Below are 18562 nucleotides of genomic sequence, written 5' to 3' on the forward strand. Positions count from 1 at the left end.
CATGGGCAAGGCCAAAGCTCCGCGCAGGCTTGCTGACAACGAGGCGCGTGCGGTCCTCCGCACCATCCGCGTCAGCCCGCAGAAGCTGAACCTGGTTGCCGCGCTCATCCGCGGCAAGAAGGTCGCGACCGCGCTTTCGGATCTGGAATTCTCGCGCAAGCGCATCTCCGACACCGTCAAGAAGACGCTGGAGTCGGCGATCGCCAACGCGGAAAACAATCACGACCTCGACGTCGATGCGCTGATCGTTGCTGAAGCCTATGTCGGCAAGTCGATCGTCATGAAGCGCTTCCACGCCCGTGGCCGCGGCCGTGCAAGCCGCATCGAGAAGCCATTTTCGCACCTCACGATCGTTGTTCGTGAAGTCGAAGAGAAAGGGGAGGCCGCCTGATGGGTCAGAAAATCAATCCGATCGGTTTCCGCCTCGGCATTAACCGCACCTGGGACTCCCGCTGGTACGCAAACACCGGCGAGTACGGCCAGCTGCTGCATGAAGACATCAAGATCCGCGAGTATCTTAAGGAAGAGCTCAAGCAGGCTGCGATCTCGAAGGTCGTCATCGAGCGTCCGCACAAGAAGTGCCGCGTCACGATCCACGCTGCCCGTCCTGGCCTGATCATCGGCAAGAAGGGCGCGGACATCGAGAAGCTTCGCAAGAAGCTGATGGAGATGACCAAGTCGGAAACGCACCTCAACATCGTCGAGGTTCGCAAGCCCGAGATCGACGCGACCCTGGTCGCGCAGTCGATCGCACAGCAGCTCGAGCGCCGTATCGCGTTCCGCCGTGCGATGAAGCGCGCTGTCCAGTCGGCCATGCGTCTCGGCGCCGAAGGCATCCGCATCAACTGCTCGGGCCGTCTCGGCGGCGCTGAAATCGCACGTATGGAATGGTATCGCGAAGGTCGCGTGCCGCTGCACACGCTGCGCGCTGACGTTGACTACGGCACGGCCGAAGCCAAGACGGCTTACGGCATCTGCGGCGTCAAGGTCTGGGTGTTCAAGGGCGAAATCCTCGAGCACGACCCGATGGCTTCGGAGCGCCGCGCGACGGAAGGCGAGCACGCACATGCAGGCGAGCGTAACGACCGTGGCGGCCGCCGCCGCGAGAACGCCTGAGAAGCATAGGAATTTGGAGTAAGAACGATGCTGCAGCCAAAGCGCACAAAGTTCCGCAAGCAGTTCAAGGGCCGCATCCACGGCGCCGCCAAGGGCGGCACCGACCTGGATTTTGGTGGCTTCGGACTGAAGGCGCTGGAGCCTAACCGCGTCACCGCACGCGAGATCGAAGCGGCCCGCCGCGCGATCACGCGTGAAATGAAGCGCCAGGGCCGTGTGTGGATCCGTATTTTCCCGGACGTTCCGGTGACCTCGAAGCCTACCGAAGTCCGCATGGGCAAGGGCAAGGGCGCGGTCGACTACTGGGCGTGCCGTATCAAGCCGGGCCGTGTGATGTTCGAGATCGACGGCGTGTCCGAAGAAGTGGCGCGTGAAGCGCTGCGTCTCGGCGCTGCCAAGCTCTCCGTCAGAACGCGTTTCGTACAGCGTATAGCTGAATAGAAAGGTCACGAGTCATGAAAGCCGCAGAAGCACGGTCCAAGACCGCCGACCAGTTGAATGACGATCTGGCCTCGCTGAAGAAGGAGCAGTTCAACCTGCGCTTCCAGAAGGCGACAGGCCAGCTCGAGAAGACAGCCCGCGTGAAGGAAGTCCGCAGGGACATCGCGCGCATCAAGACCATCGCCGCCGAAAAATCTTCGGCCAAGAAGGCATAAGGACGAAAATCATGCCAAAGCGCATTCTGCAGGGCACCGTCGTCAGCGACAAGAACGAGAAGACGGTCGTCGTCAAGGTCGAACGGCGCTTCACGCATCCGGTCATGAAGAAGACCGTGCGTATGTCGAAGAAGTACAAGGCGCACGACGAAAACAACGCGTGCAAGGTCGGCGATCAGGTCTTCATCCAGGAGTCGGCGCCGATCTCCAAGGATAAGCGCTGGGTCGTCATCACAGACGCCCAGGCGTCGCAGTAAGTAAATTTTTGGACAGACCGGGTAGGGCGAGGGCTCTTCCCAGGAATGAAGAAGGCGGTCAGTCATGATTCAGATGCAAACAAACCTCGACGTCGCGGACAATTCCGGCGCTCGTCGTGTCATGTGCATCAAGGTGCTGGGCGGCTCGAAGCGGAAATACGCTTCCGTCGGTGACATCATCGTGGTGTCGATCAAGGAAGCCATTCCGCGCGGCCGCGTCAAGAAGGGCGATGTGATGAAGGCGGTCGTGGTTCGCACGGCCAAGGACATTCGTCGTCCGGACGGCAGCGTGATCCGTTTCGACAAGAACGCAGCCGTTCTCGTCGACAACAAGAAAGAGCCGATCGGCACGCGTATCTTTGGACCGGTTCCGCGCGAACTCCGCGCCAAGAACCACATGAAGATCATCTCGCTCGCGCCTGAAGTGCTGTAAGGAGCCGGAAAAATGCAAAAGATTCGCAAAGGCGACAAGGTCGTCGTTCTGGCCGGCAAGGACAAGGGCCGTTCGGGTGAAGTCGTCCGGGTCATGCCCAAGGACGACAAGGCAGTCGTTCGCGGCGTGAACATGATCCGCCGTCATCAGAAGCAGTCCCAGTCCCAAGAGGGCGGGATCATTACCAAGGAAGCGCCGATCCATTTGTCGAACATCGCGCTGGTCGACCCCAAGGACGGAAAGCCGACCCGCGTCGGTTTCCAGGTCCAGAAGGACGGGACCAAGGTGCGCGTGGCAAAGCGCTCGGGAGAAGTGATCAATGGCTAAGGCAGAATATCAGGCCCGCTTGCGCTCGGTCTATGACGAGACCATCCGCAAGGCGCTGCTCGAAGAATTCAAATACGACAACGAGATGGAAGTACCCCGTCTCGACAAGATCGTCCTGAACATGGGTGTCGGTGAAGCGACGTCGGACTCGAAGAAGCCTTCGGTTGCCGCCGCCGATCTGGCGCTGATCGCCGGCCAGAAGCCGGTCATCACCTATGCGCGCAATTCGATCGCCGGCTTCAAGGTCCGCGAGAAGATGCCGCTCGGCGCAAAGGTTACCCTGCGCAAGGACCGCATGTACGAGTTCCTGGACCGTCTGGTCACGATCGCGCTGCCGCGCGTCCGCGACTTCCGCGGCCTGAACCCGAAGAGCTTCGATGGCCGTGGCAACTACGCCATGGGCATCAAGGAACATATCATTTTCCCAGAGATCGCCTATGACAAGGTCGACCAGATCTGGGGTATGGACATCATCGTTTGTACGACTGCGAAGACGGACGACGAAGCCCGGGCACTGCTCAAGGCTTTCAACTTCCCCTTCCGCCAGTAACGGCAGCGAGAAAAGGAAAAATCTGAAATGGCAAAGACCAGCTCAGTCGAGAAAAACAACAGGCGTCGTAAGCTTGTCGAGCAGAGCGCTGCAAAGCGTAAGGCTCTCAAGGCGACGATCATGGACAAGAGCCTTCCGATCGAAGATCGTTTCCGGGCGCAGCTGAAGCTTGCGGCAATGCCGCGCAACACGTCCAAGACCCGCATTCGCAACCGTTGCGAGATCACCGGCCGTCCGCGCGCCTATTATCGCAAACTGAAGATGTCGCGTATTGCATTGCGCGAACTTGGCTCGCTGGGCGCTGTCCCGGGCCTGGTCAAGTCGAGCTGGTAAGGAGCACACGACATGTCACTAAGTGATCCTCTCGGCGATATGCTGACCCGCATCCGCAACGCCTATGGCCGTAAGAAGTCGAAGGTTTCGACGCCGGCCTCGCGTCTGCGTGCCCGTGTCCTCGACGTTCTGAAGGCGGAAGGCTACATCCGCGACTACAGCCAGGTCGACTATGACAATGGCAAGTCGGAAATCGAGATCGAACTGAAGTATTTCGACGGCGCACCGGTGATCCGTGAGATCGCCCGCGTGTCGAAGCCCGGCCGCCGCGTTTACGTGTCGGTCAAGTCGATCCCGCAGGTGGCCAACGGCCTCGGCATTTCGATCCTGTCGACGCCGAAGGGCGTGATGGCGGACCATGAAGCGCGCGAACAGAATGTCGGCGGGGAAATCCTCTGCCAGATATTCTGATCGGGCGAGCATAAGACAGAAAGAACGAGGACAACAACATGTCTCGTATTGGCAAGAAACCCGTTCCGTTGCCCCAGGGCGTGACCGCTTCCGTCGACGGCCAGACCGTCACGGCAAAGGGCCCCAAGGGCGAACTGAAGTTCGTGGTCAACGACGAAGTGCTGGTCAAGTTCGAGGACGGCCAGATCGCCGTTCAGCCGCGCGACCAGTCGAAGGTCGCCCGCTCCAAGTGGGGCATGTCGCGCACGCAGATCGTCAACATCCTCAACGGTGTTAAGGATGGCTTCGAGAAGAAGCTCGAGATCAGCGGCGTCGGCTATCGTGCGGCCCTGCAGGGCAAGAACCTGCAGCTCGCGCTCGGCTTCAGCCATGACGTGGTCTACCAGACGCCGGAAGGCATCACGATTACCGTGCCGAAGCCGACCGAAATCGTCGTCACCGGCATCGACAAGCAGGCGGTTGGCCAGGTTGCGGCCGAGATTCGCAAGTATCGCGAACCTGAGCCCTACAAGGGCAAGGGCGTGAAATATGCTGGCGAGAAGATCGTCCGCAAAGAAGGCAAGAAGAAGTAATTATAACGCCGCGGTGCGCGGTCGCGGGAGGCGCATTCGCCTACCGCACATGGCCGCACCCGTCCAAGAAGGCAAGGAACAGACATTATGGCTTCCAAGGAAACCACCCAGCGCCGCGCCGCGCGCGTTCGCCGTCAGATCAAGAAGGTCTCCGGCGACCGTCTGCGTCTGTCGGTCTACCGCTCGTCGAAGAACATCCATGCGCAGATCATCGACGATTCGAAGGGCCACACGGTTGCTGCCGCTTCGACCCTCGAAAAGGACATCAAGGGCTCGCTGAAGACCGGCGCCGATGTCGCCGCTGCTGCCGCCGTCGGCAAGCTGCTTGCCGAACGCGCCTCCAAGGCCGGCGTCAAGGAAGTCGTCTTCGACCGTGGCCCGTACATCTATCACGGCCGCGTCAAGGCGCTTGCCGAAGCCGCCCGCGAGGCCGGCCTGAGCTTCTGATCCGATTTGTTGCGAGGCGCGTGGCGCCTCGTCGCATGATCGACAGTTGAAATAAGTCCGGCTCTGTTATAGACGCCGGACTTCAGTTTTTAACCCCCGTGCTTCCGGAAAAAAACAAGGAACAGGATATGGCACAAGAACGTAGGGATGACCGCAACCGCGGCGGTCGTGACCGTGAAGAGCGCGACAGCGAATTTGTCGACAAGCTCGTCCACATCAACCGCGTCGCCAAGGTCGTCAAGGGCGGCCGGCGCTTCGGTTTTGCGGCACTCGTCGTCGTCGGCGACCAGAAGGGCCGCGTCGGCTTTGGTCACGGCAAGGCGCGCGAAGTGCCTGAGGCTATCCGCAAGGCAACCGAATCGGCAAAGCGCGACCTGATTTTCGTGCCGCTGCGTTCGGGCCGTACGCTTCACCACGACGTCGAAGGCCGCCATGGTGCTGGCCGCGTCCTGCTGCGCTCCGCCAAGGCTGGTACCGGTATCATCGCCGGTGGTCCGATGCGCGCCGTTTTCGAGACGCTCGGCATGCATGACGTCGTCGCCAAGTCGATGGGTTCGTCGAACCCGTACAACATGGTGCGCGCGACGTTCGATGCGCTGAAGAACCAGATGCATCCCAAGGATGTGGCTGCTCAGCGCGGCATCAAGTATTCGACCCTTCAGGCGCGTCGCGGCTCTGCCGTCGCCGCCGAAGAATAGTCGGACGGGCAAGGATTACGACCATGGCTAAGAAAGCTACCAAGACGATCACGGTCGAGCAGATCGGCAGCCCGATCCGCCGCCCGAAGGAACAGCGCGCAACGCTGGTCGGCCTCGGCCTCAACAAGATGCATCGCCAGCGTACCCTCGAGGATACCCCCTCGGTGCGTGGCATGATCGCCGCAGTGCAGCATCTCGTCCGCGTCGTGGACGAGAAATAAGCAGGGCGCAGGAGAAAGATCATGAAACTCAACGAACTGCGTGACAAGGACGGCGCAACCCATTCGAAGAAGCGTCTCGGACGCGGCATCGGCTCGGGTTCGGGCAAGACCGGCGGTCGCGGCGTGAAGGGTCAGAAGGCTCGTTCGGGCGTCGCCATCAACGGCTTCGAGGGTGGTCAGATGCCGCTTTACCGGCGTCTGCCGAAGCGCGGCTTCAACAACATCTTCGCAAAGAGCTTTGCGACGGTGTCGCTGGCCCGCATCCAGACTGCGATCGATGCCAAGAAGCTCGATGCCAAGGAAACCATTACGGCCGACGTGCTGGTCAAGGCCGGCGTTATCCGCCGCGCCAAGGACGGCGTGCGCCTGCTCAGCGATGGTGAACTGAAGAGCAAGGTCTCCTTCGATCTCGCCGGCGCCTCCAAGGCTGCCATCGAGAAGGTCGAAAAGGCCGGTGGCTCGGTGAAGGTGCCTGTAAAGGCAGCCGAGGCTGAGTAACAATATCGGATCAAGCGGCTGCCATCATCGGTGGCCGCTTGCATCTTTGCCGTCCGGAGCCTATCTCGTGGCTTCGTCGACACGTGCCGCCCGGCGCGGGCTTTCGAGCGTGACCAAGCGGAGACTTTTGCATGGCATCGGCTGCTGAACAACTTGCATCGAACCTGAATTTCGCAGCCTTCGCCAAGGCCGAGGATCTCAAGAAACGCATCTGGTTTACCCTGGGCGCGTTGCTGGTCTACCGGCTCGGCACCTACATTCCGCTTCCCGGAATCAATCCCGACGCATTCGCCCAGGCGTTCAATTCGCAGTCCGGCGGCGTTCTTGGCATGTTCAACATGTTTGCCGGTGGCGCAGTCAGCCGCATGGCGATCTTTGCGCTCGGCATCATGCCGTATATTTCCGCCTCCATCATCATGCAGCTCATGACGTCGGTCATTCCGTCGCTCGAAGCGCTGAAGAAGGAAGGCGAGCAGGGCCGCAAGGTCATCAATCAGTACACCCGCTACGGCACCGTGCTTCTCGCTCTCGTCCAGGCCTATGGTATTTCGGTCGGACTTGAGGGCGGCAACGGCATCGTCGCCGATCCGGGCCTGTTCTTCCGCGCCTCGACCGTCATTACGCTGGTCGGCGGCACCATGTTCCTGATGTGGCTCGGCGAGCAGATCACCGCGCGCGGCATCGGCAACGGCATTTCGCTCATCATCTTCGCCGGCATCGTCGCAGGCCTTCCGCATGCCATCAGCGGTACGCTGGAACTTGGCCGCACCGGCGCTCTGTCGACCGGCCTGATTCTGGCGATCATCATTCTGGCTATCGTCGTCATCGCGCTGATCGTCTTCTTCGAGCGTGCCCAGCGCCGCCTGCTGATCCAATATCCGAAGCGCCAGGTCGGGAATCGTATGTTCCAGGGCGATACGTCGCACCTGCCGCTGAAGCTCAACACGGCCGGCGTTATTCCGCCGATCTTCGCCTCGTCGCTGCTGCTCCTGCCGGCGACGGTTGCAGGCTTCTCGGCCACGACCAACATGCCTGCCTGGGCAAGCACGATCCTGGCCGCTCTTGGACACGGACAGCCGCTTTACATGGCTTTCTATGCCGCAATGATCGTGTTTTTCGCCTTTTTCTACACCGCGATCGTCTTCAATCCGAAGGATACGGCCGACCAGCTCAAGAAGCATTCCGGCTTCATTCCGGGCTATCGCCCAGGCGAGCGCACGGCTGAATATATCGACTACGTGCTGACCCGCATCACGGTCATCGGCGCCGTCTACCTCGTGCTTGTCTGCCTATTGCCCGAATTCCTGATTTCGGCCACTGGCGTTCCATTCTATCTTGGTGGAACATCGCTGCTCATCGTCGTCAGCGTCACGCTCGACACGGTTGCGCAGATCCAGGGTCATTTGATCGCCCATCAGTACGAAGGGCTGATCAAGAAATCCAAGCTTCGGGGAGGGAAGAGAACTAAATGAGGTTGATATTGCTTGGGCCGCCGGGAGCGGGCAAGGGGACACAGGCACAGAGGCTGGTCGAGAAGCACGGCATACCTCAACTTTCCACTGGCGATATGCTGCGAGCAGCAGTGCAGGCCGGCACCGAAGTCGGCAAGCGCGCCAAGGCTGTGATGGATGCCGGCGAACTCGTCTCCGACGCGATCGTCAACGCAATCGTCGCCGAGCGTATCGATCAGGCCGATTGCGCAACAGGTTTCATTCTCGACGGCTATCCGCGCACGCTGGCTCAGGCCGATGCGGTTCAGTCGATGCTGTCGGATCGTGGCCTGGCGCTGAATGCGGTGATCGAGCTTGTCGTCGACGACAAGGCGTTGGTCGGCCGCATTGTAAAGCGCGCTGAAGATGCCAAGGCCGCCGGCCAGCCGGTGCGCAAGGACGACAACCCGGAAGTGTTCGAAGAGCGCCTGCGGGAATATTACAAGAAGACAGCACCGCTCATTGGCTACTATTATGCCAAGGGCATGCTGAAGTCGGTCGACGGCATGGCGGAAGTCGAAACCGTCACTTCGCAGATCGAATCTATCCTTTCCGAAACGGTGAAGAGAAATAAAGTCAGTCAACCTGTTGACTGATTGACTCTTCTGGACTATAGCGGCCCGTCTCCCATTCAGGCGTCAGGTTGGCTTGTCCGTTAGGATGAGGCGCTCGCATTGAACCAGGAACACCCGCAAGGGCCGGTCTCCACCGGACGCGGGTCAACAATAACGCCGGCTTGACCGGCCCACATGGAGAAGAAAATGGCCCGTATAGCTGGCGTCAATATTCCGACCAACAAGCGCGTGATCATTGCGCTGCAGTACATCCACGGCATCGGCAAGAAGTTCGCCGCCGAGATCGTCGAGAAGGTCGGCATCCCGGCCGAGCGCCGCGTCAATCAGCTCACCGATGCTGAGGTTCTGGCGATCCGCGAAACCATCGACCGCGACTATCAGGTCGAGGGCGATCTGCGCCGCGAAGTTTCGATGAACATCAAGCGCCTGATGGACCTCGGCTGCTACCGCGGCCTGCGCCATCGCCGTTCTCTTCCGGTTCGTGGCCAGCGCACGCATACCAATGCGCGCACCCGCAAGGGTCCGGCCAAGGCAATTGCCGGCAAGAAGAAGTAATTTAGGGGATTAAGGGATAGGGGAGTGAGGCGGTAGGTTTTGGGTTCGTCCCTATTCCCTACAGCCTTATTCCCTTACTCCCCTCTCTCCTGGTGTAGCCGCTGGTATTACGGCGGTGACGAGATCAACTGAAAGGACCATCATGGCCAAGGAAGCCGCACGAGTTCGCCGCCGCGAACGCAAGAATATCTCGTCGGGTGTCGCTCACGTCAACTCGACCTTCAACAACACGATGATCACCATCACCGACGCGCAGGGCAACACCATTGCCTGGTCGTCGGCCGGTGCTCAGGGCTTCAAGGGCTCGCGCAAGTCTACGCCGTTCGCCGCCCAGATGGCTGCCGAAGACGTCGCCAAGAAGGCGCAGGAACACGGCATGCGCATGCTCGAAGTCGAAGTCTGCGGCCCGGGTTCGGGTCGTGAATCGGCTCTTCGCGCGCTGCAGGCCGGCGGCTTCACCATCACCTCGATCCGTGATGTGACGCCGATCCCGCACAATGGCTGCCGCCCGCGCAAGAAGCGTCGCGTCTAGTTTGTGATTTCATCGCCGCATAAGCGCATTGGGCGCTTGTGCGGTTTTTCCAGATCGCCCGCCACGATTGGATGGTGGCGGGGAACCGGAAGGAAGACAAAATGATCCAGAAAAATTGGCAGGAACTGATCAAGCCGAACAAGATCGAGTTCTCGTCGAAGAAAAAGACTTTGACCACTCTGGTTGCAGAGCCGCTCGAGCGGGGCTTTGGCCTGACGCTCGGTAACGCGCTGCGTCGCGTGCTTCTGTCGTCGCTGCGTGGCGCTGCCGTCACTGCAGTGCAGATCGACGGCGTCCTGCACGAGTTCTCCTCGATCGCCGGTGTGCGCGAGGACGTGACCGACATCGTGCTCAACATCAAGGAAATCGCCATCCGCATGGAAGGCGATGGCCCCAAGCGCATGGTTGTGCGCAAGCAGGGTCCGGGCGCTGTTCTGGCTGGCGACATCCAGACCGTGGGCGACGTCGAGATCCTCAACCCCGACCACGTCATCTGCACGCTGGACGAAGGCGCTGAAATCCGCATGGAATTCACCGTCGACACCGGCAAGGGTTACGTGCCGGCAGACCGCAACCGCGCCGAAGACGCGCCGATCGGCCTCATTCCGGTCGACAGCCTGTACTCGCCGGTCAAGAAGGTCTCCTACAAGGTCGAGAACACCCGCGAGGGCCAGGTTCTCGACTATGACAAGCTGACCATGACGATCGAGACCAACGGCTCGGTTACCGGCGAAGATGCCGTGGCTTTCGCTGCACGCATCCTGCAGGACCAGCTTGGCCTGTTCGTCAACTTCGACGAGCCGCAGAAGGAAGTTGCCGCCGAGCAGGTTACCGAACTGGCGTTCAACCCGGCGCTGCTCAAGAAGGTCGACGAACTCGAGCTTTCGGTGCGTTCGGCCAACTGCCTGAAGAACGACAACATCGTCTATATCGGCGACCTGATCCAGAAGACCGAAGCCGAGATGCTGCGCACCCCGAACTTCGGCCGCAAGTCGCTGAACGAGATCAAGGAAGTTCTGGCCGCGATGGGTCTCCATCTCGGCATGGAAGTGGCCGACTGGCCGCCAGAGAACATCGAAGATCTCGCCAAGCGTTACGAAGATCAGTATTGAGGCGTAGGCCTCGTGAACCAGGATTTGAAGGAGTAGGGCCATGCGCCATGGATTCGCCGGACGCCGGCTGGGCCGCAGCTCAAGCCACCGCCAAGCGATGTTTGCCAATCTGGCAGTTTCGCTGATCGAGCATGAGCAGATTACAACGACGCTTCCCAAGGCGAAGGACCTGCGTCCTATCGTCGAGAAGCTGGTGACACTGGGCAAGCGCGGCGACCTGCACGCTCGCCGTCAGGTCATCGCACAGATCGGCAACGAAGCCGTCGTCAAGCGTCTCTTCGACACGCTTGCGCCGCGCTATGCCACCCGCAACGGCGGCTATCTGCGCATCATGAAGGCTGGCTTCCGCCACGGCGACAACGCCGCGATGGCAGTGATCGAGTTCGTCGATCGCGACACCTCGGCCAAGGGTGCAGGCGACCGCGCCCGCGTCGAGGCTGAAGAAGCCAATTCGGAATCCGAAGCCGCATAATCGGCTTTTGCATCACCGAATTTTGCGAAGGGGCCTTGCGGCCCCTTTTGCTTTTTGGCGGGTTGCAGCGTTATCCTTGCCTATGACGATAAGATCGATTGCACCGGCCACAGTATCGATTGCTGCCTGCGTGATTGCCGTGATCGCAGCACTCATGATTTCGGTCGGCGCTTTGGCCGCGGGGGAGAGGGACGAGATGCTTTTGGAAGCTGCCGCTGCCGGCCAGGCCGATGAAGTACGCACACTTCTGGCGGAGGGCGCAAAGATCGATGGACGGGATCGTGCTGCGCGGACGCCTCTGTTGCTGGCAACACATGCAAACCACGTCGATGTCGCCAAGGCGCTCATCGAAGCAGGTGCGGATGTGAACGCCAAGGACGTCATCAAGGACACGCCGTTGCTCTATGCGGGTGCGGAAGGTCGCAATGAAATCCTGAAGGCGATACTTGCAAGCGGAAAGGCCAACCTGAAGGACACCAACCGCTACGGCGGCGTCGCCCTTATTCCGGCATCGCACCATGGCTATCCGGAAACAGTGCGCATTCTGCTCGAAACCGACATCGACATCGACCACGTCAACAATCTCGGCTGGACGGCGCTGCTGGAGGCGGTGATCCTCGGCGACGGCGGCCCTATATATCAGGAGATCGTCGGTCTGCTGGTTGATGCCGGCGCAAAAGGCATTCCCGATCGCGACGGAAAGACGCCGCTCGATCATGCGCGTGCGAGCGGTTTTCAGGAAATAGCGGCAAGGATTGAAGCTGGTCCGCGTAAATAAGGCTCTACGGTCGATTTAGATGCTTAAGCCTTTCATTTTGCACATTCATCGTGACAATGGCGCGCGCTTGCCCTGGAGGATTCGTATGGTCGCCAAAAGATTGCCGCTCGCCCTGATTGCCACCTGGCTGTCCGTTGCTTCCGCGTTCGGAGTCGGGACTGTCATGGCGCAGGAAGCACCGGCCCCGCAGGCTGCCCCTGCGCCGCAGGCAGAGCCCGCGCCGGCGCAACCGCCGGCAGCCCAGGCGCCCGAGACAAAGCAGCCGGAGCAGCCGGGCCTGAAGGAAGTGCTGAATGAGCTTCTGAAGAGCGTGGAGGAGCCGGCACCGCCGCCTGCACCGCAAGGACGCCGGCTGCCGTTCGGCCGCCCCGAAATCCAGCTTTCCTTCGCGCCGCTGGTCAAGGACACCGCGCCGGCCGTGGTCAATGTCTATGCCTCGCAGCAGGTACGTGTGCGCTCGCCCTTCGCCGGCGACCCGTTCTTCGAACAGTTCTTTGGCGGCCAGTTTGGCGGTCAGGCGCCTCAGCGCATGCAGTCTTCGCTGGGCTCGGGCGTTCTGGTCGATCCGAGCGGTATAGTGGTCACCAACAACCACGTCATCAACAACGCCGACGAGGTCAAGGTCGCGACATCCGACGGCCGCGAATTCACCAGCAAGGTGCTGCTCAAGGACGAGTCGCTCGATCTTGCCGTGTTGAAGATTGACGACAGCAAGCCCTTCCCATCCATTCCGATCGGCGATTCCGATGCACTGGAAATCGGCGATCTGGTGCTCGCCATCGGCAACCCGTTCGGCGTCGGCCAGACCACGACCAGCGGCATCGTTTCGGCGCTGGCCCGCTCGCACATCGGCGTGTCGGATTTCGGCTTCTTCATCCAGACCGATGCCGCCATCAATCCCGGCAATTCGGGCGGCGGGCTCATCAACATGACCGGCCAGCTTGTCGGCATCAACACCGCCATCTACAGCCGCAGCGGCGGCTCGATCGGCATCGGCTTTGCCATTCCCTCCAACATGGTGCGGGCGGTCGTCGAATCGGCCAAGCAGGGCAGGGACTATTTCGAGCGGCCCTTCATTGGTGCTGCCTTCGAGCCGGTCACGGCAGCGATTGCCGAGTCGCTCGGCATGCCCAAGCCGACCGGCGCGCTCGTTTCCTCGGTGATCCCCGATGGGCCTGCCGCCAAGGCCGGCCTGAAGCCTGGTGACGTGGTTCTGTCGCTCAATGGTGTTGCCATCGAGCATGTCGATGCGCTGGGCTATCGCCTCGCGACGATCGCCATCGACGCTCCCGCCAAGCTCAGCGTTCTGAGCCAGGGTGCCGAAAAGACAGTGGATATCACGCCCGTGCGGCCACCGGCAGACGCGACGCCGGCGCAGGTCACCATTGGTGGCCGCAGTCCTTTTTCGGGCACCAAGGTAGCTTCGCTATCGCCGCGGCTGGCACAGCAGCTCGGCCTTCGCGCTGAAACGACGGGGGTCTCGGTCGTTGATATCGACCGCAATTCGCCGGCAGCGCGTTTCGGCCTGCAGCCGCGCGATATCATCCGCGAGGTCAATGGCGAGGTCATAGACACGCCGCAGAAGCTGAAGCAGGTCGCGGAGCAGGACGCGCGCTGGTGGCGTTTCACGATCGAGCGTGACGGGCAGCTGCTGCGCCAGATGCTGCGTTACTGACGAGCACCCCATGGCCGACCTGTTCAAGGCCGACGAACCCGAAAAAGCGCCACCGGGGCGGCCGCTTGCCGACCGCCTGCGTCCGGCAAGTCTCGGCGAAGTCGTTGGCCAGGAACATCTGACCGGCGAAGATGGCGCGCTGACGCGCATGATCCGCTCCGGCTCACTCGGGTCGATGATCTTCTGGGGGCCGCCGGGAACCGGCAAGACGACCGTTGCGCGGCTGCTTGCCGGCGAGACCGGACTGGCTTTCGAGCAGATATCGGCGATCTTTTCAGGCGTCGCCGATCTGAAAAAGGTGTTCGAGACGGCAAGACTGCGTCGCACCAATGGCCGCCAGACCTTGCTCTTCGTTGACGAGATCCATCGCTTCAACCGGGCCCAGCAGGATTCCTTTCTGCCCGTCATGGAAGACGGAACGGTCATCCTCGTCGGCGCAACGACGGAAAATCCGTCCTTCGAGTTGAATGCGGCCCTTCTGTCGCGCGCGCGGGTGCTGGTGTTCCACTCGCTCGGCGAGGAGAGTATCGCGAAACTGCTTCTGCGGGCCGAGGAGGCCGAAGGCAAGGCTTTGCCGCTCGATGATGAGGCGAGGGCCGTGCTGATGCGCATGGCCGATGGCGACGGCCGTGCAGCGCTTACACTTGCCGAGGAAGTCTGGCGCGCCGCCAGGCCGGGCGAGGTTTTCGACGCCGAGGGCTTGCAGCGCATAGTCCAGCGCCGCGCGCCGATCTACGACAAGGGCCAGGACGGCCACTACAACCTGATCTCTGCCTTGCACAAATCGGTGCGCGGCTCCGATCCGGACGCCGCGCTATATTATCTCGCGCGCATGTTCGATGCTGGCGAAGACCCGCTCTATCTCGGCCGCCGCCTGGTAAGGATGGCTGTCGAGGATATCGGCCTTGCTGACCCGCAGGCGCTGGTCATCGCCAATGCCGCGAAGGACGCCTACGACTATCTCGGCTCGCCTGAAGGCGAACTGGCCTTCGCGCAGGCCTGCGTCTATCTCGCCACCGCGCCAAAATCCAACGCCGTCTACACGGCTTTCAAGGCAGCAACGCGCGCGGCCAAGGAACATGGTTCGCTTCTGCCGCCCAAGCACATTTTGAATGCGCCAACCAAGCTGATGAAGAGCGAGGATTACGGCGCGGGCTACCGTTACGATCACGACGAGCCCGAGGCCTTTTCCGGCCAGGATTATTTTCCGGAAAAGATGGGCCGGCAGACTTTTTACGATCCGCCCGAGCGCGGCTTCGAGCGCGATATCAGAAAGCGGCTCGACTATTGGGCGAAACTTCGGCGGGAAAAATCGGGTCGCGGCGATTGATCGTAATTTTGCCAAAGATTCGGCGCTGCGATGGCGCCGGTTGATCGGCAGGGTTTCAACGACTCGTCATCGACAGGTGCTTTGACAGGCTGATTTCTTAGATACTGCGCGCAATTTTTTTTTCGGTAAGACTCATGAACAAGAAGTCTCTCAAGACCGCTCGCAAGATCGGCATAGCCGTGCTCATTCTGGCAGTGGCTTTCTATTTCATCCCGATTATCACGGGTTTGTTCCTGCTTTGCGGGCTGATCGACGTGTTGCGCAACGATCGCAAGAACCAGAGATTGTTCAGCCTCTATTTTCTTGGCAACGGCATGTTCACCTGGCTGCTTTCGCCCTTCAACCTCTTCGTGGACCTGTTATCCTATAAGAACTGGGGCGTGTGGAAGCTGGAGCAGTTTCCGGATGATTATCGCCGCGAGGTGGATCAGGTTCTGGACGTCTTCAAGAGCCGGCAGGCCGAGATCATCGCCGATATCGACGCGAATTTCGAAAGCGGGCGTCGCGGCATGTATGTCTACCAGTGGTACGGCAAGCAGCACATCGACAACGTTCCCGAATTTACCCAGAAATTCAAATATATCAGGACGATAGCGGTGTCCGTTTTCTCGGGACGTGAATCGACCTCATACCATTTCGGTCCGCTGCGGCTGACCTTGCGCGTGCTCTACAATCTGGTTCCGGCAAAGACCGACCAGATCTTCATCGAATGCGGTGACGTCAAGCAGCTCTGGTATCAGAACCCGCTGTTCATCTTCGACGACACGTTGCTGCACCGCTCGGTCAACGAGCATGACGGCCGCCGCTATTGCGTGTTCATGGACATCATCCGCCCGTCTCCGGTTCCGGGCTTCCTGTCGGCAATGCTGTCGGTGATCTCGATCAGCGTCGATCGCATGAAGGCGATGTTCTACAAGAACTGGAAGATGATCGGTTCGCGCAAGCCAAAGGCAGCGGTGCCGGTGAAGTAGCGGTATCTTTCACAGCCGAACCCGATCCGCTATCAAGTCTGCCATGTATAATCTGGTCCTCGTCGCGATAGGCGGCGCCATCGGCGCGTCGCTTCGCCACCTCGTCAATCTCGCTGCGCTGAGGCTGGTGGGGATGACGTTTCCATGGGGCACCATGGCCATAAACATCGCCGGCTCCTTCGCGATGGGCGTGTTCATAGAGCTTCTGGCGCGGCGCTTCGATGCGTCGAACGAGATCAGACTGTTCGTGGCGACGGGCATTCTCGGCGGCTTCACGACATTCTCGGCATTTTCGCTCGATTTTGCCGTGCTTTGGGAGCGCGGAGCGGCACTTCCGGCGCTTGCATACGTGCTTGTGAGCGTTATCGGCGCTATTCTTGCCCTGTTTCTGGGATTGTGGCTCGTAAGAAGCGTCGGCTGATGCTATTGCGCCGGATTGAAACGGACATGGCACAATGGCAGGCGTAGAGCAGATCAAGGTCGAGGACGGCGAAACGGGCATGAGGCTCGATCGCTGGTTCAAGAACCACTTCCCCGGGCTTGGCTTCGGTCACCTTCAGAAACTGTTGCGCTCGGGCCAGGTTCGTATCGATGGCGGGCGGGCGAAGGCCGACACGCGCGTCGAGCCGGGCCAGATGATCCGCATCCCGCCGCTCGATGTTGACAAGAAGGGCGGCGAGGGCATGCTGACCGGCCACTCCATCCGCAACCAGGATGATGGAGACGTGCTGGCGCAGATGCTGCTTTACGAGGACCCGAAGGTTTTCGTCTTCAACAAGCCGGCGGGCCTGGCAGTGCAGGGCGGCTCGGGCGTTTCGCGGCATGTCGACGACATGCTGGAGGCCTGGCGCAGCAAGAAGGGCGAAAAGCCGCGCCTCGTTCACCGTCTCGACCGCGACACTTCAGGTGTTCTGGTGGTCGCGCGCACGCGGCTCGCCGCCATGAAACTGGCCGAGGCGTTCCGTGGCCGGGACGCGAAGAAGACCTATTGGGCGCTGGTCAAGGGCGTGCCGAAGAAGCGCGAAGACAAGATCTCGACCTGGCTGATCAAGGAACCGACGCCGGACGGTGACCGCGTGCGCGTCGCCCAGCATGGCGAGCGCGGCGCTGATCACGCCGTCTCCTACTATCGTGTGCTGGAACAGGCAGCGCAGAGCCTGGCATGGCTTGAGATGGAGCCGCATACCGGCCGCACGCACCAATTGCGCGTGCACGCCGCCTATATCGGCTGCCCGATCATCGGCGATCCCAAATATTTCGAGGCCGACACCAACTGGGATTTCCCGGGCGGCATGCAGAACCGGCTGCATCTTCACGCGCGCCGCATCCGCATTCCACATCCCGACAAGGGCGTAATTGACGTCACCGCGCCGATGCCGCCGCATATGCGCCAAAGCTGGAACCTGCTCGGCTTCGACGATGCGAATGGTGAAGAAGGCTAGTCATGCCCGTTTCCCGCCGTCATCGATGCCGCCTGGCTGCTAGTTCCCGTCCTGCTGGTGCTATGGGTCATGCATATGCCCGCTAAGATCGGGATGCGGAGGCTTTTCCCGGAGGACAGCAAGGGCATTTCCCGAGCTGACGGAGAGCTGGCGGGAGAGATCGAATTGCTCCGCGAGAAATCAGAGCAGGATCGTTAGCATTCATGTCCAATCTCGCGATCGATCGCCGCGATGCCATCGACATGGCGGCGGCAGCCATCATGGTTGGGCTCACCTTTTCGTGGGGACTGAACAGTGTCGCCGCGAAAATATCCTATGCAGGCTATGATCCGGTCTTCCTGTCGATTGCCCGCGCGATTATCGGTGGCGCGCTCGTGCTGGCCTGGTGCCGCTGGCGCGGCATCGCGCTCTTCGAGAGGGACGGCACGCTCGCTGCCGGAATTCTTGTCGGCGTGCTTTTCGGCCTCGAATTCCTGTTTCTCTATATCGGCCTCGATCACACGACCGTTGCGCGCAATACGCTTCTGGTCAACACAATGCCATTCTGGGTTTTGGTTGGCGGGCACTTCCTTCTGGGCGAGCGCATCACCACGCGCAAGCTGATAGGGCTGGTGCTGGCCTTTGCGGGTCTTGTCGCGGTTTTTTCCGACAAGCTCGGGGCAGGCGGAACATTGATCGGCGATCTGATGAGCCTTGGAGCCGGCATTCTCTGGGCTTTGACCAATATCGTCATAAAGCGTTCGAAGCTGGCGGGTACGGGCGCCGAAAAGCTTCTGCTCTACCAACTTGCCGGCGCGGCCGTGGTCGGCGCGTTTGTGCTGCCTTTCGCCGGCCCGTCCGTTCGCGAGTTTGCGCTGGTGCCGACACTGGCACTGCTTTTCCAGGCCGTCTACGTCGTGGCATTCACCTACGTGCTTTGGTTCTGGCTGTTGAGGCGCTATCCCGCATCCGGCCTTTCGAGCTTTGCCTTCCTGACGCCGGCTTTTGGCGTATTATGCGGTGGTCTCATTCTCGGTGAACCGCTCACCGTCAGGATATTTCTGGCGCTCGGACTGATTGCTATCGGCCTGATCGTCGTCAACAGGCCGCCGCGACGGCTACCTCAGTGAGT

Annotated in this window: 28 protein-coding genes; all 28 read left to right on the forward strand. The window is 60.7% G+C overall.

What is annotated here, in order from left to right:
• The first annotated feature begins 1 nt into the window (after position 1).
• The 28 genes from rplV to DZG07_RS13670 all read left to right on the forward strand — a co-directional run bounded on the left by rplV (position 2) and on the right by DZG07_RS13670 (position 18560).
• A complete protein-coding gene (rplV, locus tag DZG07_RS13535) occupies positions 2 to 391 on the forward strand; it encodes a 50S ribosomal protein L22 (RefSeq protein ID WP_091913566.1) in 390 nt (129 codons plus the stop codon).
• Positions 391 to 1116 (forward strand): 30S ribosomal protein S3, encoded by a 726-nt coding sequence (gene rpsC, locus DZG07_RS13540; protein WP_091913567.1) that lies wholly within the window; start codon positions 391 to 393, stop codon positions 1114 to 1116. Before rplV ends, rpsC begins: the two co-directional genes overlap by 1 nt.
• Positions 1117 to 1143: 27 nt before the next feature.
• Positions 1144 to 1557: a 50S ribosomal protein L16 gene (rplP, locus tag DZG07_RS13545; RefSeq protein ID WP_091913568.1), complete on the forward strand. Its 414-nt coding sequence runs from the start codon at positions 1144 to 1146 to the stop codon at positions 1555 to 1557.
• Between the two features lie 14 nt (positions 1558 to 1571).
• Complete coding sequence (gene rpmC / locus DZG07_RS13550) at positions 1572 to 1772, forward strand: 50S ribosomal protein L29 (RefSeq protein WP_091913569.1); 201 nt, start codon at positions 1572 to 1574, stop codon at positions 1770 to 1772.
• A gap of 11 nt (positions 1773 to 1783) precedes the next feature.
• Positions 1784 to 2029 carry a 30S ribosomal protein S17 gene (gene rpsQ / locus DZG07_RS13555; protein WP_091913570.1) on the forward strand — a complete coding sequence of 82 codons (246 nt, stop codon included), beginning with the start codon at positions 1784 to 1786 and terminating at the stop codon, positions 2027 to 2029.
• A gap of 64 nt (positions 2030 to 2093) precedes the next feature.
• Positions 2094 to 2462 (forward strand): 50S ribosomal protein L14, encoded by a 369-nt coding sequence (gene rplN, locus DZG07_RS13560; protein ID WP_006205457.1) that lies wholly within the window; start codon positions 2094 to 2096, stop codon positions 2460 to 2462.
• A 12-nt stretch (positions 2463 to 2474) separates the two neighbouring features.
• Complete coding sequence (gene rplX, locus DZG07_RS13565) at positions 2475 to 2789, forward strand: 50S ribosomal protein L24 (protein WP_091913571.1); 315 nt, start codon at positions 2475 to 2477, stop codon at positions 2787 to 2789.
• The gene (rplE, locus tag DZG07_RS13570; protein ID WP_091913572.1) at positions 2782 to 3339 is read left to right on the forward strand and encodes a 50S ribosomal protein L5; all 558 of its coding nucleotides are present in this window, start codon (positions 2782 to 2784) and stop codon (positions 3337 to 3339) included. Before rplX ends, rplE begins: the two co-directional genes overlap by 8 nt.
• A 27-nt stretch (positions 3340 to 3366) precedes the next feature.
• A complete protein-coding gene (gene rpsN, locus DZG07_RS13575; RefSeq protein WP_119817796.1) occupies positions 3367 to 3672 on the forward strand; it encodes a 30S ribosomal protein S14 in 306 nt (101 codons plus the stop codon).
• Between the two features lie 12 nt (positions 3673 to 3684).
• Positions 3685 to 4083 (forward strand): 30S ribosomal protein S8, encoded by a 399-nt coding sequence (gene rpsH, locus DZG07_RS13580; RefSeq protein ID WP_091913574.1) that lies wholly within the window; start codon positions 3685 to 3687, stop codon positions 4081 to 4083.
• Positions 4084 to 4121: 38 nt separating this feature from the next.
• The gene (gene rplF / locus DZG07_RS13585; RefSeq protein WP_091913575.1) at positions 4122 to 4655 is read left to right on the forward strand and encodes a 50S ribosomal protein L6; all 534 of its coding nucleotides are present in this window, start codon (positions 4122 to 4124) and stop codon (positions 4653 to 4655) included.
• A gap of 87 nt (positions 4656 to 4742) precedes the next feature.
• Positions 4743 to 5102, forward strand: coding sequence for a 50S ribosomal protein L18 (gene rplR, locus DZG07_RS13590; protein ID WP_091913576.1), 360 nt, complete (start codon positions 4743 to 4745; stop codon positions 5100 to 5102).
• 128 nt (positions 5103 to 5230) lie between these two features.
• The gene (rpsE, locus tag DZG07_RS13595) at positions 5231 to 5800 is read left to right on the forward strand and encodes a 30S ribosomal protein S5 (RefSeq protein WP_091913577.1); all 570 of its coding nucleotides are present in this window, start codon (positions 5231 to 5233) and stop codon (positions 5798 to 5800) included.
• Between the two features lie 23 nt (positions 5801 to 5823).
• The gene (gene rpmD / locus DZG07_RS13600; RefSeq protein ID WP_091913578.1) at positions 5824 to 6021 is read left to right on the forward strand and encodes a 50S ribosomal protein L30; all 198 of its coding nucleotides are present in this window, start codon (positions 5824 to 5826) and stop codon (positions 6019 to 6021) included.
• Positions 6022 to 6042: 21 nt separating this feature from the next.
• Complete coding sequence (gene rplO / locus DZG07_RS13605; protein WP_091913579.1) at positions 6043 to 6519, forward strand: 50S ribosomal protein L15; 477 nt, start codon at positions 6043 to 6045, stop codon at positions 6517 to 6519.
• Between the two features lie 131 nt (positions 6520 to 6650).
• Entirely contained in the window at positions 6651 to 7991 is a 1341-nt protein-coding gene (gene secY / locus DZG07_RS13610; protein ID WP_091913580.1) for a preprotein translocase subunit SecY, read from the forward strand.
• A complete protein-coding gene (locus tag DZG07_RS13615; protein ID WP_091913581.1) occupies positions 7988 to 8605 on the forward strand; it encodes an adenylate kinase in 618 nt (205 codons plus the stop codon). The genes secY and DZG07_RS13615 overlap by 4 nt, the downstream gene beginning before the upstream one ends.
• A 165-nt stretch (positions 8606 to 8770) precedes the next feature.
• Positions 8771 to 9139: a 30S ribosomal protein S13 gene (gene rpsM, locus DZG07_RS13620; RefSeq protein ID WP_091913582.1), complete on the forward strand. Its 369-nt coding sequence runs from the start codon at positions 8771 to 8773 to the stop codon at positions 9137 to 9139.
• Positions 9140 to 9281: 142 nt separating this feature from the next.
• Entirely contained in the window at positions 9282 to 9671 is a 390-nt protein-coding gene (rpsK, locus tag DZG07_RS13625; protein WP_091913583.1) for a 30S ribosomal protein S11, read from the forward strand.
• Between the two features lie 101 nt (positions 9672 to 9772).
• Positions 9773 to 10783 (forward strand): DNA-directed RNA polymerase subunit alpha, encoded by a 1011-nt coding sequence (locus DZG07_RS13630; protein WP_091913584.1) that lies wholly within the window; start codon positions 9773 to 9775, stop codon positions 10781 to 10783.
• Between the two features lie 40 nt (positions 10784 to 10823).
• On the forward strand, positions 10824 to 11255 hold the full coding sequence (rplQ, locus tag DZG07_RS13635) for a 50S ribosomal protein L17 (protein WP_091913585.1): 432 nt from the start codon (positions 10824 to 10826) through the stop codon (positions 11253 to 11255).
• 196 nt (positions 11256 to 11451) lie between these two features.
• Positions 11452 to 12033, forward strand: a complete 582-nt coding sequence (locus tag DZG07_RS13640) for an ankyrin repeat domain-containing protein (protein ID WP_245429488.1) — start codon at positions 11452 to 11454, stop codon at positions 12031 to 12033.
• Positions 12034 to 12118: 85 nt separating this feature from the next.
• The gene (locus tag DZG07_RS13645; protein WP_245429489.1) at positions 12119 to 13708 is read left to right on the forward strand and encodes a DegQ family serine endoprotease; all 1590 of its coding nucleotides are present in this window, start codon (positions 12119 to 12121) and stop codon (positions 13706 to 13708) included.
• A 10-nt stretch (positions 13709 to 13718) separates the two neighbouring features.
• Entirely contained in the window at positions 13719 to 15038 is a 1320-nt protein-coding gene (locus tag DZG07_RS13650; RefSeq protein WP_119817802.1) for a replication-associated recombination protein A, read from the forward strand.
• Positions 15039 to 15172: 134 nt separating this feature from the next.
• Positions 15173 to 16009, forward strand: coding sequence for an aspartyl/asparaginyl beta-hydroxylase domain-containing protein (locus DZG07_RS13655; RefSeq protein ID WP_091913588.1), 837 nt, complete (start codon positions 15173 to 15175; stop codon positions 16007 to 16009).
• A gap of 43 nt (positions 16010 to 16052) precedes the next feature.
• Positions 16053 to 16430, forward strand: coding sequence for a fluoride efflux transporter CrcB (crcB, locus tag DZG07_RS13660; RefSeq protein WP_119817805.1), 378 nt, complete (start codon positions 16053 to 16055; stop codon positions 16428 to 16430).
• A 34-nt stretch (positions 16431 to 16464) separates the two neighbouring features.
• Positions 16465 to 17451, forward strand: coding sequence for an RluA family pseudouridine synthase (locus DZG07_RS13665; RefSeq protein WP_091913590.1), 987 nt, complete (start codon positions 16465 to 16467; stop codon positions 17449 to 17451).
• Positions 17452 to 17654: 203 nt separating this feature from the next.
• Positions 17655 to 18560, forward strand: a complete 906-nt coding sequence (locus tag DZG07_RS13670) for a DMT family transporter (RefSeq protein ID WP_119817808.1) — start codon at positions 17655 to 17657, stop codon at positions 18558 to 18560.
• Positions 18561 to 18562: the final 2 nt, after the last annotated feature.

This window comes from Mesorhizobium sp. DCY119 (assembly GCF_003590645.1).
Lineage (GTDB): Bacteria > Pseudomonadota > Alphaproteobacteria > Rhizobiales > Rhizobiaceae > Mesorhizobium_M.

Excerpts from the sequence above, each read along its gene's own strand:
- rplV (WP_091913566.1), top strand. The coding sequence starts at position 2 with ATGGGCAAGGCCAAAGCTCCGCGCAGGCTTGCTGACAACGAGGCGCGT.
- rpsC (WP_091913567.1), top strand. The coding sequence starts at position 391 with ATGGGTCAGAAAATCAATCCGATCGGTTTCCGCCTCGGCATTAACCGC.
- rplP (WP_091913568.1), top strand. The coding sequence starts at position 1,144 with ATGCTGCAGCCAAAGCGCACAAAGTTCCGCAAGCAGTTCAAGGGCCGC.
- rpmC (WP_091913569.1), top strand. The coding sequence starts at position 1,572 with ATGAAAGCCGCAGAAGCACGGTCCAAGACCGCCGACCAGTTGAATGAC.
- rpsQ (WP_091913570.1), top strand. The coding sequence starts at position 1,784 with ATGCCAAAGCGCATTCTGCAGGGCACCGTCGTCAGCGACAAGAACGAG.
- rplN (WP_006205457.1), top strand. The coding sequence starts at position 2,094 with ATGATTCAGATGCAAACAAACCTCGACGTCGCGGACAATTCCGGCGCT.
- rplX (WP_091913571.1), top strand. The coding sequence starts at position 2,475 with ATGCAAAAGATTCGCAAAGGCGACAAGGTCGTCGTTCTGGCCGGCAAG.
- rplE (WP_091913572.1), top strand. The coding sequence starts at position 2,782 with ATGGCTAAGGCAGAATATCAGGCCCGCTTGCGCTCGGTCTATGACGAG.
- rpsN (WP_119817796.1), top strand. The coding sequence starts at position 3,367 with ATGGCAAAGACCAGCTCAGTCGAGAAAAACAACAGGCGTCGTAAGCTT.
- rpsH (WP_091913574.1), top strand. The coding sequence starts at position 3,685 with ATGTCACTAAGTGATCCTCTCGGCGATATGCTGACCCGCATCCGCAAC.
- rplF (WP_091913575.1), top strand. The coding sequence starts at position 4,122 with ATGTCTCGTATTGGCAAGAAACCCGTTCCGTTGCCCCAGGGCGTGACC.
- rplR (WP_091913576.1), top strand. The coding sequence starts at position 4,743 with ATGGCTTCCAAGGAAACCACCCAGCGCCGCGCCGCGCGCGTTCGCCGT.
- rpsE (WP_091913577.1), top strand. The coding sequence starts at position 5,231 with ATGGCACAAGAACGTAGGGATGACCGCAACCGCGGCGGTCGTGACCGT.
- rpmD (WP_091913578.1), top strand. The coding sequence starts at position 5,824 with ATGGCTAAGAAAGCTACCAAGACGATCACGGTCGAGCAGATCGGCAGC.
- rplO (WP_091913579.1), top strand. The coding sequence starts at position 6,043 with ATGAAACTCAACGAACTGCGTGACAAGGACGGCGCAACCCATTCGAAG.
- secY (WP_091913580.1), top strand. The coding sequence starts at position 6,651 with ATGGCATCGGCTGCTGAACAACTTGCATCGAACCTGAATTTCGCAGCC.
- DZG07_RS13615 (WP_091913581.1), top strand. The coding sequence starts at position 7,988 with ATGAGGTTGATATTGCTTGGGCCGCCGGGAGCGGGCAAGGGGACACAG.
- rpsM (WP_091913582.1), top strand. The coding sequence starts at position 8,771 with ATGGCCCGTATAGCTGGCGTCAATATTCCGACCAACAAGCGCGTGATC.
- rpsK (WP_091913583.1), top strand. The coding sequence starts at position 9,282 with ATGGCCAAGGAAGCCGCACGAGTTCGCCGCCGCGAACGCAAGAATATC.
- DZG07_RS13630 (WP_091913584.1), top strand. The coding sequence starts at position 9,773 with ATGATCCAGAAAAATTGGCAGGAACTGATCAAGCCGAACAAGATCGAG.
- rplQ (WP_091913585.1), top strand. The coding sequence starts at position 10,824 with ATGCGCCATGGATTCGCCGGACGCCGGCTGGGCCGCAGCTCAAGCCAC.
- DZG07_RS13640 (WP_245429488.1), top strand. The coding sequence starts at position 11,452 with ATGCTTTTGGAAGCTGCCGCTGCCGGCCAGGCCGATGAAGTACGCACA.
- DZG07_RS13645 (WP_245429489.1), top strand. The coding sequence starts at position 12,119 with ATGGTCGCCAAAAGATTGCCGCTCGCCCTGATTGCCACCTGGCTGTCC.
- DZG07_RS13650 (WP_119817802.1), top strand. The coding sequence starts at position 13,719 with ATGGCCGACCTGTTCAAGGCCGACGAACCCGAAAAAGCGCCACCGGGG.
- DZG07_RS13655 (WP_091913588.1), top strand. The coding sequence starts at position 15,173 with ATGAACAAGAAGTCTCTCAAGACCGCTCGCAAGATCGGCATAGCCGTG.
- crcB (WP_119817805.1), top strand. The coding sequence starts at position 16,053 with ATGTATAATCTGGTCCTCGTCGCGATAGGCGGCGCCATCGGCGCGTCG.
- DZG07_RS13665 (WP_091913590.1), top strand. The coding sequence starts at position 16,465 with ATGGCAGGCGTAGAGCAGATCAAGGTCGAGGACGGCGAAACGGGCATG.
- DZG07_RS13670 (WP_119817808.1), top strand. The coding sequence starts at position 17,655 with ATGTCCAATCTCGCGATCGATCGCCGCGATGCCATCGACATGGCGGCG.